This is a genomic window from Blautia sp. AF32-4BH (assembly GCF_003460565.1).
Classification (GTDB): Bacteria; Bacillota; Clostridia; order Lachnospirales; family Lachnospiraceae; genus Fusicatenibacter; species Fusicatenibacter saccharivorans.
Genome location: NZ_QTVL01000010.1, coordinates 37,464 through 51,728 on the forward strand (window position 1 = coordinate 37,464; position 14,265 = coordinate 51,728).

Here is a 14,265-nt window from a genome sequence, read left to right on the forward strand (position 1 = left end):
CCCTTTTGCTTATGCGTTACTGCATATCTTTCTTATTTTTCAGTGAATCTTCCGGAACGGATTAGCCCCACGGATTCTCTGTCGGGTAACGAACACCCTTCGGCTGGTTGTAGCCGATCTCATCTACTTCAACACCGAGCATTTTGAATACTTCGAATAACGGTTTTCCGAAGTGTCCGAATGCTACTGCGCCGTGATGCGGATAGTTTTTCTCTACCAGTACGTGACGGTAGAATCTGCCCATCTCCGGAATAGCGAAGATACCGATGCTTCCGAAGGAACGTGTTGCTACAGGAAGAACCTCGCCCTCTGCGATGTATCCGCGCAGTTTTGCGTCAGATGTGCTCTGCAGACGATAGAAGGTGATGTCTCCAGGAACGATATCTCCCTCGAGGGTACCCTGTGTTACTTCTTCCGGAAGGGTTCTTGCCATGATCATCTGATATTTCATAGAGCAGAATGCCAGTTTGGTGGAAGCGGTATTTCCGCAGTGGAATCCCATGAAGGTATCTTTTAAGGTGTAATCAAATTTGCCTTTGATTTCGCTCTCATACATATCCTTCGGAACGGTGTTGTTGATGTCGAGGAGTGTTACGGTGTCTTTGGATACAACGGTTCCGATGAACTCGGACAGTGTTCCGTAGATATCTACCTCACAGGATACCGGGATGCCCATCTTGGTCAGACGGCTGTTGACATAGCAAGGAACGAATCCGAACTGTGTCTGGAATGCCGGCCAGCATTTTCCGGTCAGGGTTACGTATTTTCTGGAGCCTTTGTGTGCTTCGATCCAGTCTAACAAGGTGATCTCGTACTGAGCCAGTTTCGGCAGGATTTCCGGTTTCAGGTTTCCTTCGCCGAGCTCTTTTGCCATATCTTCTACGACTGCCGGGATTCTCTCGTCGCCTGCGTGTTTGTTGAATGCTTCAAACAGGTCAAGCTCGGAGTTCTCTTCGATTTCTACGCCGAGGTTGTACAGCTGTTTGATCGGTGCGTTACATGCCAGGAAGTTGGTCGGACGCGGTCCGAAGCTGATGATTTTCAGGTTCTTAACAGCTACAACTGCAGTTGCAACCGGTACGAAATCTTTGATCATGGCTGCTACGTCTTCTGCATCGCCAACCGGGTACTCTGGAATGTATGCGTGCAGGTTGCGCAGTTTCAGGTTGTAGCTTGCGTTCAGAACGCCGCAGTATGCATCGCCGCGTCCGCCTACAAGGTCGTCGCCGGTCTCTTCTGCTGCTGCTACTACCATGCAAGGTCCGTCGAAGTATTTTACAAGCAGGGTTTCCTCGGTCTCCGGTCCGAAGTTTCCAAGGTATACAACAAGTGCATCACACTCTGCTTTTTTCAGTTCTTCGAGTGCGTTCATCATGTCGATTTCATTCTCGACGATGATTGGACATTCGTAGATTTCTCCGTCGTATGCTTTTACGACTGCTTTTCTTCTGTTCTCGGAAAGGCTGTTCGGGAAGCAGTCACGGCTTACTGCAACGATACCTAATTTGATTTCCGGTGTATTGTTGATCATTTTTGAAGATCCTCCTTTTTTTGGTTTTCTTGGTTTTTGGTTTCTTTTTATGTTCAGAACTGCTCTTTTGGGGCAGTGTTTCTGATTTCTGGTTTTGTCTCTGGTTTTATTTTACCGAGAGGTTTTCTCCTTTGATGCCTGCTACGCTTCCAGCGATGTTTGCATCCGGGTGGCTTAAGAGCCATTTGTTTCTGGCGAAGAGCAGGTCGTCTTCCGGGGTGTGTTTTTCTTCCAGGGTGATGTCGGTATTGGTTCCTTTTGGAAGGACTACGACGCATTTGAAGCCGCTGGCTGCCACGTTGCATGGTGCGTAGTGGAGGGTGGTTGCGTAGACTTCAATGGTGGTTCCGGCCGGGATTAAGAAGGCCTCCATTTTGGATGAGTCGTAGGTGTGGTCTTCGGTGATGTCCTGTTCTTTTCCGAGGATCAGGATCAGGTCGGTTACGGCGATGTTGATTTCGCTGTCGCGGTGGTATTCTACGGCGTTCAGTAAATGGTTGTGGCCGTTGCAGTAGCCGATCTGGATCGGCATGCCGCCGTAGAGGCTGTCGGATACGGACTGGGCGCTTTTGCAGGCTTCGAGGCTTTCAATGGCAGGCTCGTAGACTACGTCGTCGGGACATGGGGTCTCGGACATGGCGGTGATGATGTCGCTGACGTCGAGGTCTTTGATGACTTTGCCGTACTGGCGGAATGCTTCGTCTGTTACTTTCAGAATCTGCATTGTGTTGGTGCTCCTTTCGTACAATTAGTTTAATGATTGAACTAATTGTAATATAGCACTTGTATGTACTTCTTGTCAACATGTATTTGGATGAAAAAACGGGTAGGTTGACAAATAAGGGGGAGGTTGGTATACTTTAATACGTTAAAATAATAAGACGCTAGGGGAGCCTTTGGCTGAGAACGTGGGACAGGGATAAGCTCACGGACCCTCACTACCTGAACGGGATAATTCCTGCGTAGGGAAGCTGGAACGTGGTTTCGGAGGTGATTCGGGACTGTGTTTTTATGTGAGCCCCTCCAAGCGGAATGCGAAGGAGGTTTTTTTATGAGTTTTTTTGTTACTGCTGACGGCGGACTGACGACGGCCGGTTATGTTGGATGCGTGGTGCTGATGGTGGCGCTGGTGGTGATTGCTTCGGTTCTTTCTGCTCAGAAGAGTAAGGGGACGGGAATGGATGCAAGGAAGCTGGCGTTTTGTGCGATGGGGATGGCGCTGGCGTTTGTGACTTCGTATGTGAAGGTGTTTGAGTTGCCGTACGGGGGATCGGTTACGTTGTTTTCGATGCTGTTTATTGTGCTGATTGCGAACTGGTATGGGGCGAAGACGGGTATTCTCGTTGGTTTTGCTTATGGACTGCTGCAGTTTATCCAGGGGCCGTATGTGCTGTCGCTGTTCCAGGTGTGCTGTGATTATGTGTTTGCGTTTGCGGCGCTGGGTGTGGCCGGATTCTTTGGAAAGAAGAAAAACGGGCTGCTGATCGGGTATATTGTAGCTGTGCTGGCGAGGGGATTTTTCCATACGTTAGGCGGGTATCTGTACTGGATGGATTATATGCCGGAGAATTTCCCGCAGTCTTTAAAGGCGCTGTATCCGATTATTTACAACTACAGCTATCTGCTGGCTGAAGGTGTGCTGACGGTGATTCTGATCTCGCTGCCGCCGGTGAAGAAAGCACTGCAGACGGTTGCAAGAACGGCACATGGTGCAAATTAAATAGAATTACGTGAAAAAATCCGGGAACGCATGATTTTGCGTTTCCGGATTTTTTACGTGGATATCAAAATTTACTGAGCACTCTCCTCTGCGGCTGTGTCGGCGGCGGAGCTCATGGGGGTGATGACGATGTTTTCTACGCCGATTCCGGTTTTGCGGGTTACGATGTCTTCGATCTGGGCACGCTGTTCCTCGGTTACTTCTTTCATCGGAACGACGATGTCGGCGGTTTCGCCGGTCAGGTTTACAACGACGTCGGTGAAGCCTTTGGCTTCGAGGAGGAGTTCAGTTGCTGACTCTTTTTCTACGAGTTCCGTCATTTCCACCATGCTCTGGACAGCGCTCTGGCGCTCGGTTTCGGAGAGATTGGTGTTGTTGATGATTTCATTTAAGGTATCTTTGTTCTGGGAACGGATCTGTTCGCGGTCGATTCTGGCCTGGGCCATGTATGTAGATGCCCCGGCAAGGACTGCCTCTCCCGGCGTTTCGGTGACGGTCCGCGACGAGTCCCCTGCTGTGCCGGCATCCACCTCGTCGGTGATATCGGTGTCCAGGCTGGAGATGTCTTTTAAAACGGTGCTGGCATCCGCCGTGGTTCCGTCTGCCTTCTCCTTCGTGGACAGGGTACTGTCAGCATAGTTGATGTATCCGGCGACGGCGATCATGATCGCAAGGGCGGTGATGATGACCTGATTTTTCCGGAATTTTTTCTTTTTCCCGGCCGTCTTTTTCGGCGATGGTGTCTCTGCCATTTTCTCAGGTGCATTCATTTCCTGTTCTAATTTTTCCACGCATTTGACTCCTTTACTTCATTTTGACTACTTTAATCTTATTTGCGCCCACCTGAAATAATGCCATCACGGCCTCCTGAATCTCCTGTATCGTCACCGGATTTCCCCCGCCTTCTGCGATAACGAGCACGCCGCGCACCGCCGGGTACTCCTCGGAAACCACATACGGTGTCTCGGCTCCGTTCTGTGTCTTTTCATAGACAGTTGCCTCATCCTGCGACGAGGATGTAACGCTTCCGGTCTCCTCTCCCTTCTTGTTTTCCTCCGTTGTGCTCCGCGTTGGGACATCTTTTTCCACAATCTTTTTTCCTGTGGATTCCAGCGTCACCACGACGTGCACTGCGCCCACACCGTCCATCTGGGAAAGTGCGTCACAAAGGCGCTGTTCCATCTCCTCCTGCACCGAAAGTCCCGCATCCCCCGCCGGACGCGCAGCCGTCTCCTGCGGCTGTTCTGTCTCCTCACTGGTCTTTTTTGTTCCCGTCGGCAGCAGCAGGACAACGCCGATTGCCGCCAGCAGGAAGTACAGCATCCACTGCTCCTTTTTCTGTTTCCGGAAAAACGCCGCTGCCTTTTCCCTCATAGGCCTATTCCGAAATCTCTACCATAATATGCGCCGGATCGGTTCCGTAGACCTCACTTAAAACACTTTTGATCTCTGTCAGCTTTTCATCGAGCATTTCCCGCTGTTTTTTCTGTTCTTCGCGGTAAATGCTCGTCTGCCGCATCGGCGCTTCAATGCGGATCTCTTTTGCCTCACCGGTGTTTCCCGGCTCCAGCGTTACCGAAACGGCTGCCCCCGGAATGCCGCTCTCTGACAGATACATCCGGATCTGGCGCTCCGTCTCTTTTTCCCAGGCGCCCACGTAATACTGTTTTTCAAAGCTTTCTGCACGAATCTGTACATTTTCCATTGCTGCTGCCTCCTCTTCCAGCGTCAGACGGTCGAGCGTCTGCGCCATTTTCTGCTCCAAACCTCCCGCTTTTAGCACGGGCTGAAAAAAAATCAGTACCATCACAATTCCAAGAAAAAACTGAACCGGCTTCTTGTCCTCCTTCTCCGGGATCAGGTTCAGCACAGTTGTCATAAAAATCAGAAAAATTGAAATATTCTTAAGCCACTGCAGAATCTCTTCTACCATGCCGCCTCCCGCCGCTGCCTGCCCAACTACATGCTAGAGCATGTCTGAAAAATCATTTCCGCAATCTGCAAGCCCCAGTTTGCGAAAAGCCTTTTTCAGACACGCTCTAGGAAAAAGTTCCCGCCAGGATTGCAATCGTCAGCAGAAACAGGACTTCTACGGTCAGAAGGAGACGCAGAAGCATCGCATATCCTTTTCCTGCCGCCGCAAGACATCCCGCGATCCGCTTGTCCGAGACGGGCTGCGCCGCCGCGGCGAGAAGGCGGAAGGAAAGACCCGAAACGAGAAGCTGAACGGCGGGGACCATGCCTGCTGCGAGCAGTACCAGCATTGCCGTCACGCCAAAGCAGTTGCGGATCAGCACCGCGGAGCCTGCCACCAACTCGGTTACAGCATTCACCGCATTTCCGATGCCGGGAATCATTCCGGCAGTCCGCCAGAGTGCCATCTGCCGCAGGGAATCGAGCGCCGGTGCGATCAGATTCCGGATCATCTGCATTCCCACAAGTACGCCGAGCGACGATTTTAAAAGGCCGTTCACGCAGGTTTCCAGCAGCTCTGTCATATGGGACAAAATCTCCTCGCCGGAAAGATCGTTTACAAGGGCGATGAGCAGATAGATATGGATCATCGGGAGGACGAGGGCGAGCAGAAGCTTTTCGACAGCCAGAATCACTAGAAGGAGCATCTGATAAAACATCACGGCTGATGATGCACCACCGGCGGCCGCGGCCGCCAGATAGTAGGATGGCGTCAGGATCCGCATAAAAGCGACCAGCGATGTGATGACAGCTTTCAGGTTTTCCCCGCTCGACTGGAAATTTTTCAGAATCAGTGCAAGCGCAAGCAGATAGACCATATAAAAACTGGCGTCCCTGACCTGTTTTCCTTCAAAGAGAGAGGAAAAACTGCCGAGCACCGCGCCTGCCAGAACGAGGAGAAACAGCTCCTTCATCAGCCCCTTCTGCGCAAGGAATGCTGTTTTGGCACAGGAGAGAACGGCATTTCCGGCACGGAAAATGCGGAAGGGATCGCCATCCTGCAAAAGAGAACGCACCGTACCGGCAAAAGAAAACTGCTGGCTGGACAGCAGGCTGTCCACTTCCTGCTGGATTGCATCGAAGTCGAGTTCTGCAAGAAGTTCGTCCTGCGCTGCTGCTGCCTGATCCGTTTCGGTATCCCCCGCTTCTTTCTCCTGCTGTCCTTTCTTTTCTCTGACCGCCGCACGCTCCGTCTCCTGATCTGTTCCTACGGTGTCCAAACGTGATTCTTCTTCCAGGCTCTCTGGCACGTTTTGTACCGCTGCTTCGATTTTCTGCGTTCTTCCCGTTCCGAAAATGAGACACAGAAAAAGCAGCGCCATGCCCCATCCGGCTTTTTTACAGAAAATCATGAACCGTTTCCAGCAGAGCGAGCAGCACTGGCATACTGACGGCAAGGACCGCCAGGCGGGCGAACAGTTCAATCTGCCCTGCAATGGAAGAATAGCCCGCATCCTTACAGATCCCGGCGGAAAACTGCCCCACATACGTGATCCCAAGCATTTTCAGCAGCGTATTCAGATACGATGAGTCCACCGGGAGATACGATTTCATTTGTGCGAGCATGCCGAACAGATACTGCATTTTTCCGACGGTCCCGGCAAGAATGCAGAGGCCGGCACCGACCGTCACAAGAAGGGCAAATTCCGGCTTTGCTCCCTTTACTGTGATTCCAAGCAGCACGCCCGCCGTGCCAAGCGCAGCGATCCGAAGTATATCCATATGATCCCCTCCGTTTTTTCTCCCTGCTCTTAAATTGTAAACAGTTGTTTGATGTCCTCAAACAGCGCGGAAATATAGGGAAGAATCCAGAACAGCACCAGCACAAGACCGGCAAGGCTTGCAAGAAATGCCTGTTCTTCCCGGCCGCTGTGTTTTAATACCTGGCACAGGACCGATACCAGAATCCCGACTGCCCCGATTTTAAATAGAATCCCGACCTCCACGCCTGCTCCTCCGTTTTCAGACACGCCCTAAACCAGAATCAAAAATAAAAAAAGGCCTCCCATGATTCCAAGACTCTGACAGAGCCTCTTCCTTTCCGGCAATCCTTTCTGCAGTTCCGCGATCCGCTGCACAAGGCGTGCCTCATACCGGTCCAGATTCGCCTTCTGCATGGCGCGGTCCCCGGTTCCAAGGCTGCATCCGGCCTCCTGCAGCTCTTCTTTTTCTTCTTTTGTAAGGCGTGTGTCCGCCAGGTGGACTGCCGTATTCTCTTCCAGAATCGCCGGCAGTGTCTTTCCGTCCGGGCGGCGCATATCCTCGGAAATATCCTGTAAAAAATCCCGGTACGGATCCCGCATCCGCCTTCCCGTCTCCCAGAACGCATCCGGCAGCGGGGAAGCCGCCGTCACAATCTCTCCACGCAGATACTGGATAATTTTCTGCAGTGTTTCCAGATCTTTCACATGGGCCGACAGCGCCGCACTCTTTGCAAAGCCGATCCCGACGCAGGCAAGAGAAGCCGCCAGTAAAACTGCAAGCCGCATCACAGAAACGCCTCCCTTCGGTACAGTGTCGTTCCTCTTCCGTCAAAAATAGCCTGTACGCTTCCGGCGTGGGGTTTCGCATCCAGCACGATGTACCGCTCGAAAACGTGGGATTCCACGAGGCGGTTCAGGAGAGGCTTCTGCTTCATATCCTCCATGGAATTGCCATGCACGGTCGCGAGCAGCTTGCACCCGCAGTTAACGACGGACTCGATCGCACGGATGTCCTCGCCCGTTCCGATCTCATCGACTGCCACCACATCGGGCGACATGGCGCGGATCAGCATCATCATGCCCTCCGCCTTCGGACAGCAGTCGAGCACATCGGTGCGGATGCCGACATCATTCTGCGCAACGCCGAGATAGCAGCCTGCGATCTCGCTCCGTTCATCGACCACACCGACGGTCAGCCCCGGATACGGCGACTCCCCGTCCGAAATCTGGCGGATGATATCGCGCAGCATCGTCGTTTTGCCGCAGCCGGGTGCGGAGACAATCAGGGTGTGCAGGAAACGGCCGTCTTCCCAAAGGTACGGCATCACTCGGTCCGCGCAGCCCTTTTTCTCATGAGCAACCCGCACGTTGATGCAGGATATATGGCTGATGCCTTTCACCTTTTCCCCTTCGATTACCGTCTTTCCGGCAATGCCGATCCGGTGGCCGCCCTCCACGGTCAGAAAACCCTGCCGCAGTTCATCCTCGTAGGCGTAGAGGGAAAAACTTCCTATGTAATCCATCGTATCGCGGATATCCGTCGGTGAGACGGGATAACCTTTCTCCCACTCCCCGGTCAGTGCTCCGTCCGGGGTCAGAAAGTACTCCTGATCCTTTGCGACCACCAGAAGCGGCGCGCCGGTCCGCAGACGGATTTCCTGCAGGTCATCGGCCAGCAGATCTGTGTTTTTCAGAATTTTCCGTATATTCGCAGAAAACAGGCGCAAAAGTTCCCTTTGCTCCTGTTTTTTCTCTGGCGTAACAATATCCTTTTGTCTTCCTGTCCTTTTCATCTTCACCACCTCTTATCGTTATATATATGAGATGGCGGGACAGGTTATGCACGATTTTTATGGTTCTATTCTTTTCATGCAGATTTTCACGGGCTCCGCTGCCCAGACGGCGCCTTCATATCCTTTCTCCGGACTGAAATGCATGCAGAAGCCCTCTTTCTTTTCCGTTCCAAGAGAACCCGAAAGACCGGTTCCCCTCCACTTGCCGTAGCTCTCCTCCTCGGTCCAGATCCGGAAAAACAGCGTTTCAGCATTCTCCACTGCGGCAAGGCGTTTCTGGTCTTCGGCGGAAAAATACCGTTCTGCCATGCGCTCCCAGGCAGCGCGGCGGTGCTGCTGCAGATCCATGCCGATCGGAATGGAAGCAAAAGCGCAGGCAGCGTATTCCCCCGAATGAGAAATATTAAAACAGATCTGCGGATGCCCCGGCAGGTACGGTTTTCCGTGCGCATTCCGTTCGATCGTTATCTTTTCTCCATCCAGCCCATACTGTTCCTTCATTCCCATCCGGAACAGCTCCCATCCGCACTGCGAGAGTTCCCGTTCCAGCTCTTTTTTTTCGCCCTCCGGCTGCGTAATTTTTTTCAGATAAACTACCGTCTCCTGCATTCTGCTTCTCCCTCTTCATAGAAAAAGAGACCGCGAAGCCTTTCAACTTTCGGCTCCCCGGTCTCTTCTCGAAAATTCTTTCTTATGCGTTTTTACCGCAGCAGTATTTGTATTTCTTTCCGCTTCCGCACGGGCATGGATCGTTTCTTCCGATTTTTTTGCCTTTGATTACAGTGCCGGATTTTTTCTGCTCCATGTAAAGCGTTTTCTTCTGCTCTTCTGTGAAGATCTCATCCCACATCGGCAGGTTGTACAACCAGTCTGCTTTTGCGTCTACCATGTTTTTGTACAGAAGCTCTTTATCGTAAGCCAGTGTAACAACGGTATCCTCTTCCATCTCCTCGATCGGGTTCGGGATCACAAGGCTGTCGTTGATGCCGTCCAGGAAACCAACCATGGTCATAACGTCCACTTTGTATTTCTCTGCCAGCTCTTTTACGGTTCCTTTTACCACTTCATCCGGGTTGGAAAGAAGCTGCTCGTAAATGTTTTTCTCAATCAGGAAATAATTGGTCCAGAACTGCTGGAGCTGTCTTTTGTCTGCTTCCTGATTATAGGCGATATCACGCCAATTCTGTAATAAACTCATGTTATTATCCATCCTTTATCTGTTTCTCTGAGCGCGTTTTTTCGCGCCGTCCCCTAGCGGGATTCCGGTTTTTGTAACACGCTTTAGTATATCGGAAAGTCCGCAGAAAATCAACCTTTTTCTTCTTCCTGCTCCAGAATCGGGATTCTGGTATCGCCGAGCGGAATTCCTCTGTGTTCCACCGATGTAGAGAACACGATCTGCGTCTTCGTTCTTCCAAAATGCTGAAGCTGGCCGATAAACTGATCCAGCTCAGATGTTGTGTGGAACACAACCTCCATCAGCATCGAATAGTCGCCGGTCACGCAGTTGCACTCGATCACATTCGGGCAGTCGGTGATGTACGGATAGAATTCCTTTTTCCGCACCGGCTCAACCTCCAGATTGATGAATGCCTTGATCCGATAGTCGAAAACCTCCGGGTTCACACTCGCGCGGTAGCCGGTGATCACCCCGTCCTTTTCCAGGCGGTCGATTCTCGCCGAAACCGTCGGCGAAGTGAGACTTACCTTGTCTGCAATACTTTTGAGCGGAAGCCTTGCATCTTCCTGCAGCAGTTCCACAATTTTCCGGTCTGCTGTATCCAGTTCACGTTTCATTCCCTCTCCTTACGTTCCTCCTGCTCTCCTTTTTCTTTCGGAGGCAGTTTCTTTACCACCGTATTTTCCACGCGGTGTTCTTTGACCCGCATGACCTTGATCCAGAGATCGTCGGTCTCGAGTTCAAACTGGCTGCCGTCATCCGGAACCGCACCGAGTTCGCCGAAAATGTAGCCGCCGAACGTTTCATATTCATCGACCGGCAGTTTGATCTTCAGTTCCTCCGCCACATCATCCAACGAGGCACTTCCCATGATTTTCCAGGTGTCTGTGGAAATCAGCTCAATTTCCGATGGCTGCCCGATCTCCGCCTCATCATTCAAGTCCCCGACAAGCTGCTCGATCAGGTTACGCACGGTGATAATTCCATCCATGCCGCCGTACTCATCCAGAACCACGGCAAAATAGTTGCCGGTCTTTTTCATGTTCTGGAACAGCGTGGCAGCCTTGATGTTTTCAGGAACAAAATAAGGCTGTTTGATTGCTTCTTTCATGACATGATCGCGGTCCTTGGTGCGAAGCCGGAAATAATCCTTGGCGTCCAGAACGCCGATGATATCGTCCACAGTTTCACCACAGACCGGGTAATAAGAATGGCGGCTTTCATGGATCAGCTGCTCCCACTCCTCCATCGAGTCTTCCAGCCACAGAAGATCTACATCGGTTCTGTGGACGCAGATTTCATCAATGGTCAGATCATCGAACTCAAATACGTTCTGAATCATATCTTTTTCTTCATTGTCGATCGCGCCTTTTTCGCTGCCGGCATCTACCATCATCCGGATTTCTTCCTCCGTCACCTGATCGTCGTCCTCATCCGGATCGATCCCCAGAAGGCGCAGGATACCGTTTGTCGATGCAGTCAGCAGCCACACAAGCGGTGCAAACACTTTCGAAGCACCGCTTACAAGACCGGAAATCCCGAGCGCAATCTGCTCAGCCTTCTGCATTGCAATCCTTTTCGGCACCAGTTCGCCAAAGATCAGGGTGATATAAGATAAAAGCAGCGTAATCAGCACAACGGCAATCGCATCCAGTGTCTTTTCCGGAATCTTCATACCCGCGTCCACAAGAGCAGAAACGATTCGATCCGAAAAATTTTCTGCTGCAAAGGCACTTCCGAGAAAACCGGACAGAGTGATGACCACCTGTATCGTTGCAAGAAAACGGGATGGCTGTTCCGTCAGATGAAACAGCTTCGCCGCTCTTTTGTTTCCCTCCTGTGCCATTTTTTCCAGTTTAGCGTCGTTGCAGGAGACCACAGCGATCTCCGCGCAGGCAAATACCGCATTGACCGCTATCAATACGACCTGCAAAAGAATACTGCCGACTATGTCACTGTCCAAACGTTTCAAACCTCCTCAATATTATTTATGCGTTTTTCAAAAATGCCACATAGGCCTTCTTGGCCTCGTAAACATCTGCTTTGCTGGTTACTTCCCATGGAGCATGCATGCTGAGAACCGGTACACCGGAATCAATCACTTCCATACCGTACAGAGACATGATGTAGGCGATGGTTCCGCCGCCTCCGACATCAACTTTACCAAGCTCTGCTGTCTGCCAATTTACTTTTGCATCATCAAAGATAGCGCGAAGAGCTCCGACGTACTCTGCATTGGCATCGTTTGAGCCGCTCTTTCCGCCTGCTCCTGTAAATTTGTTAATTACGATACCTTTTCCGAAAAATGCAGCGTTTTTCTTCTCAAATGCTGCTGCATACAGCGGATCAAATGCTGCGCTGACATCAGAAGAGAGCATTCTGGAGGAAGCAAGGCATCTTCGAAGGGCCAGTTCTGTTCCCTCGCCTGCAAGTGCAAGCAGCTCTGCCATGGTGTTCTCGAAGAAATGAGACTGCATACCGGTTGCGCCGACGCTTCCGATCTCCTCTTTGTCTACGAGCAGGCAGCAGGATGTCTTCTCCGGTGCTTCCACCTCGAGCATTGCGACAAGAGAAGTGTATGCGCATACACGGTCATCCTGGCCGTATGCAAGAATCATGCTGGCATCCATACCAAGCTCACGCGCTTTTCCTGCCGGTACAATTTCAAGCTCTGCGGAGAGGAAATCCTCTTCTTCGATGCCATACTTGTCGTTTAAGAGCTTTAAGGTCATGGCTTTCACTGCATCTTTCTCTGTTCCTTCCAGCGGCTGGCTTCCGATCAGAAGATCGAGGTTCTCGCCCTCTACTACCGTACTTGCCGGTTTGGTCTGCTGCTCTCTGGAAAGGTGAATCAGGAGATCTGTCACACAGAATACCGGATCGTTATCATCCTCGCCGATGACTACATCCACTACTTCGCCATCCTTCTTGGCTACAACACCGTGGATTGCAAGCGGAAGCGTTACCCACTGCCATTTTTTGATGCCACCGTAATAATGGGTATCAAGATATGTAAATCCGTTGTCCTCATACAGTGGATTTTGTTTTACGTCAAGACGCGGAGAATCGATGTGCGCACCGAGAATATTCATACCCTCTGTCAGAGGCTTTGTTCCGATCTGGAACAGGGCAATGGCCTTCTTCATGCATACAGCATAAACCTTGTCACCCGGTTTTAACGCACGATTTTCTTTTACATAGGTGTCGAGGCTTACGTATCCGGCCTCTTCTGCTTGACGTACACTTTCCTTTACACACTCACGCTCCGTTTTTCCGTGATCCAGGAATGCGCGGTAGCCGGCGTTTAATTTTTCCAGCTTTTTCATATCTTTTTTCTTGTACTCATTCCATGCTGTTTTTCGTTCCATAGCTTTTCTCTCTTTCTGTTTTCTTTCTATGATCCGTTCGTATTTTTTTGCTCCGGTCATAATTGCGATCTCTTTCATTATAATCTGTTTTGATGGGAAAAACAAGGACTTTCGTCTGTTAGAAAAAAGCCCCACAGCGAACCGTTTTTTCGGTTGCAGCGGGGCTTTTAAGGGGAGGATAAGTATTTCCTTATTTTTCTTTTGTATCATCGAACAGGGGAATTTCGATGACACTGTTATTCTCCCCTGAATGTTCACTTTTATACATTTCTTGTAATTATTTTTTGATCAACAGCAGAAAAATCCTCTTCCGCCGCAGCAGCAGCAATTGCAGATGGCATTGATTGCCATACATTCACAGCACCATTTTCCGAGATCACCTGCACTTCTCTCGTAGCCGTAGCCGCTTCCCATGTCGGAATACCACTGACCCCCACCCCGGAGTTGGCTTAAAAGCTGCTGGTACTGCAGATTCTGCGGTTCTAATTTGACTGCCATCTCGGCATCCTGCACGGCATTGATGTTGTTGCCGAGGCGCGAATTTGCGATCGCATGCAGGAAATACCATTTTCCGCTGCGGTCGGAAATGTCGTTCAGCACGTTCATCGCCTCGCGGAAGTGGCCGCTGTTGATGTAGTTGGCTGCCGCCTGCAGCCGCATTTCCTGCTCGGAATTTCCATAATCATTCCGTGCGGAGCCGCCGTTTCCGTACGCGCCGCCGAATGGGTCGAAGCCGCCGAACGGGCCATAGCCGCCGTAAGCATCTCCGCCATACGACGAACCTCCGCTCTGGTACGAGGTGCCGTGCTCGCGTTCATCCATGATCTGTTTGTACGCCTGCTGCACCTGTTTGAATTTTTCTTCTGCTTCTGCTTTATTCGGATTATTGATATTGGCATCCGGGTGATACGTCCGGCTGAGTTTTCGGTATGCTTTTTTGATTTCATCGTCCGAAGCCCCGCGGGACACGCCCAGCACCTCATATGGATCTGTCAT

General features: G+C 51.2%; 17 protein-coding genes, 1 pseudogene and 1 riboswitch. Of the genes and pseudogenes, 1 reads left to right on the forward strand and 17 read right to left on the reverse strand.

What is annotated here, in order from left to right; translation table 11 throughout:
- Positions 1-61: 61 nt before the first annotated feature.
- Positions 62-1,528: an L-fucose/L-arabinose isomerase family protein gene (locus DWZ44_RS12730; protein WP_117805033.1), complete on the reverse strand. Its 1,467-nt coding sequence runs from the start codon at positions 1,526-1,528 to the stop codon at positions 62-64.
- A 109-nt stretch (positions 1,529-1,637) separates the two neighbouring features.
- A complete protein-coding gene (locus tag DWZ44_RS12735; RefSeq protein WP_117805010.1) occupies positions 1,638-2,255 on the reverse strand; it encodes a DUF4867 family protein in 618 nt (205 codons plus the stop codon).
- A gap of 152 nt (positions 2,256-2,407) precedes the next feature.
- Positions 2,408-2,517, forward strand: a riboswitch (TPP riboswitch).
- A gap of 65 nt (positions 2,518-2,582) precedes the next feature.
- Here DWZ44_RS12735 and DWZ44_RS12740 point away from each other — a divergent pair.
- Entirely contained in the window at positions 2,583-3,251 is a 669-nt protein-coding gene (locus tag DWZ44_RS12740; protein WP_055221407.1) for an energy-coupled thiamine transporter ThiT, read from the forward strand.
- Positions 3,252-3,322: 71 nt separating this feature from the next.
- On the opposite strand, the gene DWZ44_RS12745 is transcribed toward DWZ44_RS12740, so the two are convergent.
- From DWZ44_RS12745 to DWZ44_RS12810, 15 genes and pseudogenes are all read right to left on the reverse strand, one after another.
- Positions 3,323-4,042 (reverse strand): SpoIIIAH-like family protein, encoded by a 720-nt coding sequence (locus DWZ44_RS12745; protein ID WP_238033485.1) that lies wholly within the window; start codon positions 4,040-4,042, stop codon positions 3,323-3,325.
- Positions 4,043-4,055: 13 nt separating this feature from the next.
- Positions 4,056-4,625: a hypothetical protein gene (locus DWZ44_RS12750; RefSeq protein WP_055228505.1), complete on the reverse strand. Its 570-nt coding sequence runs from the start codon at positions 4,623-4,625 to the stop codon at positions 4,056-4,058.
- 4 nt (positions 4,626-4,629) lie between these two features.
- The gene (locus DWZ44_RS12755) at positions 4,630-5,184 is read right to left on the reverse strand and encodes a stage III sporulation protein AF (RefSeq protein ID WP_022463195.1); all 555 of its coding nucleotides are present in this window, start codon (positions 5,182-5,184) and stop codon (positions 4,630-4,632) included.
- Positions 5,185-5,210: 26 nt separating this feature from the next.
- Positions 5,211-5,267, reverse strand: a pseudogene (locus DWZ44_RS19565) (DUF6783 domain-containing protein); the annotation flags it as partial.
- Positions 5,268-5,290: 23 nt separating this feature from the next.
- The gene (locus DWZ44_RS12760; protein ID WP_158565909.1) at positions 5,291-6,577 is read right to left on the reverse strand and encodes a stage III sporulation protein AE; all 1,287 of its coding nucleotides are present in this window, start codon (positions 6,575-6,577) and stop codon (positions 5,291-5,293) included.
- Positions 6,564-6,947, reverse strand: coding sequence for a SpoIIIAC/SpoIIIAD family protein (locus DWZ44_RS12765; RefSeq protein ID WP_117805012.1), 384 nt, complete (start codon positions 6,945-6,947; stop codon positions 6,564-6,566). Before DWZ44_RS12765 ends, DWZ44_RS12760 begins: the two co-directional genes overlap by 14 nt.
- Before the next feature lie 29 nt (positions 6,948-6,976).
- Positions 6,977-7,171 (reverse strand): stage III sporulation protein AC, encoded by a 195-nt coding sequence (gene spoIIIAC, locus DWZ44_RS12770; RefSeq protein WP_022463192.1) that lies wholly within the window; start codon positions 7,169-7,171, stop codon positions 6,977-6,979.
- Positions 7,172-7,198: 27 nt separating this feature from the next.
- A complete protein-coding gene (locus DWZ44_RS12775) occupies positions 7,199-7,714 on the reverse strand; it encodes a stage III sporulation protein AB (RefSeq protein WP_055221399.1) in 516 nt (171 codons plus the stop codon).
- Positions 7,714-8,721 carry a stage III sporulation protein AA gene (gene spoIIIAA, locus DWZ44_RS12780; RefSeq protein ID WP_055228503.1) on the reverse strand — a complete coding sequence of 336 codons (1,008 nt, stop codon included), beginning with the start codon at positions 8,719-8,721 and terminating at the stop codon, positions 7,714-7,716. Before spoIIIAA ends, DWZ44_RS12775 begins: the two co-directional genes overlap by 1 nt.
- 57 nt (positions 8,722-8,778) lie before the next feature.
- Positions 8,779-9,330 carry a 4'-phosphopantetheinyl transferase family protein gene (locus DWZ44_RS12785; RefSeq protein WP_117805013.1) on the reverse strand — a complete coding sequence of 184 codons (552 nt, stop codon included), beginning with the start codon at positions 9,328-9,330 and terminating at the stop codon, positions 8,779-8,781.
- A gap of 82 nt (positions 9,331-9,412) precedes the next feature.
- Positions 9,413-9,919, reverse strand: coding sequence for an SEC-C metal-binding domain-containing protein (locus tag DWZ44_RS12790; protein ID WP_022463188.1), 507 nt, complete (start codon positions 9,917-9,919; stop codon positions 9,413-9,415).
- Positions 9,920-10,029: 110 nt separating this feature from the next.
- Positions 10,030-10,506 carry an Lrp/AsnC family transcriptional regulator gene (locus DWZ44_RS12795; protein WP_055221452.1) on the reverse strand — a complete coding sequence of 159 codons (477 nt, stop codon included), beginning with the start codon at positions 10,504-10,506 and terminating at the stop codon, positions 10,030-10,032.
- Between the two features lie 8 nt (positions 10,507-10,514).
- Positions 10,515-11,864: a hemolysin family protein gene (locus DWZ44_RS12800; RefSeq protein WP_055221392.1), complete on the reverse strand. Its 1,350-nt coding sequence runs from the start codon at positions 11,862-11,864 to the stop codon at positions 10,515-10,517.
- 25 nt (positions 11,865-11,889) lie between these two features.
- Complete coding sequence (locus DWZ44_RS12805; protein ID WP_055221450.1) at positions 11,890-13,269, reverse strand: aminopeptidase; 1,380 nt, start codon at positions 13,267-13,269, stop codon at positions 11,890-11,892.
- Positions 13,270-13,557: 288 nt separating this feature from the next.
- Entirely contained in the window at positions 13,558-14,265 is a 708-nt protein-coding gene (locus DWZ44_RS12810; RefSeq protein ID WP_117805014.1) for a J domain-containing protein, read from the reverse strand.

What these genes read in the sequence shown, in the direction of transcription:
- DWZ44_RS12775 (WP_055221399.1), bottom strand. Translation starts at nt 7,714, where the DNA reads ATGCGGCTTGCAGTTTTACTGGCGGCTTCTCTTGCCTGCGTCGGGATC.
- DWZ44_RS12735 (WP_117805010.1), bottom strand. Translation starts at nt 2,255, where the DNA reads ATGCAGATTCTGAAAGTAACAGACGAAGCATTCCGCCAGTACGGCAAA.
- DWZ44_RS12790 (WP_022463188.1), bottom strand. Translation starts at nt 9,919, where the DNA reads ATGAGTTTATTACAGAATTGGCGTGATATCGCCTATAATCAGGAAGCA.
- DWZ44_RS12785 (WP_117805013.1), bottom strand. Translation starts at nt 9,330, where the DNA reads ATGCAGGAGACGGTAGTTTATCTGAAAAAAATTACGCAGCCGGAGGGC.
- DWZ44_RS12805 (WP_055221450.1), bottom strand. Translation starts at nt 13,269, where the DNA reads ATGGAACGAAAAACAGCATGGAATGAGTACAAGAAAAAAGATATGAAA.
- DWZ44_RS12765 (WP_117805012.1), bottom strand. Translation starts at nt 6,947, where the DNA reads ATGGATATACTTCGGATCGCTGCGCTTGGCACGGCGGGCGTGCTGCTT.
- DWZ44_RS12740 (WP_055221407.1), top strand. Translation starts at nt 2,583, where the DNA reads ATGAGTTTTTTTGTTACTGCTGACGGCGGACTGACGACGGCCGGTTAT.
- spoIIIAA (WP_055228503.1), bottom strand. Translation starts at nt 8,721, where the DNA reads ATGAAAAGGACAGGAAGACAAAAGGATATTGTTACGCCAGAGAAAAAA.
- DWZ44_RS12750 (WP_055228505.1), bottom strand. Translation starts at nt 4,625, where the DNA reads ATGAGGGAAAAGGCAGCGGCGTTTTTCCGGAAACAGAAAAAGGAGCAG.
- DWZ44_RS12760 (WP_158565909.1), bottom strand. Translation starts at nt 6,577, where the DNA reads ATGATTTTCTGTAAAAAAGCCGGATGGGGCATGGCGCTGCTTTTTCTG.
- DWZ44_RS12810 (WP_117805014.1), bottom strand. Translation starts at nt 14,265, where the DNA reads ATGACAGATCCATATGAGGTGCTGGGCGTGTCCCGCGGGGCTTCGGAC.
- DWZ44_RS12755 (WP_022463195.1), bottom strand. Translation starts at nt 5,184, where the DNA reads ATGGTAGAAGAGATTCTGCAGTGGCTTAAGAATATTTCAATTTTTCTG.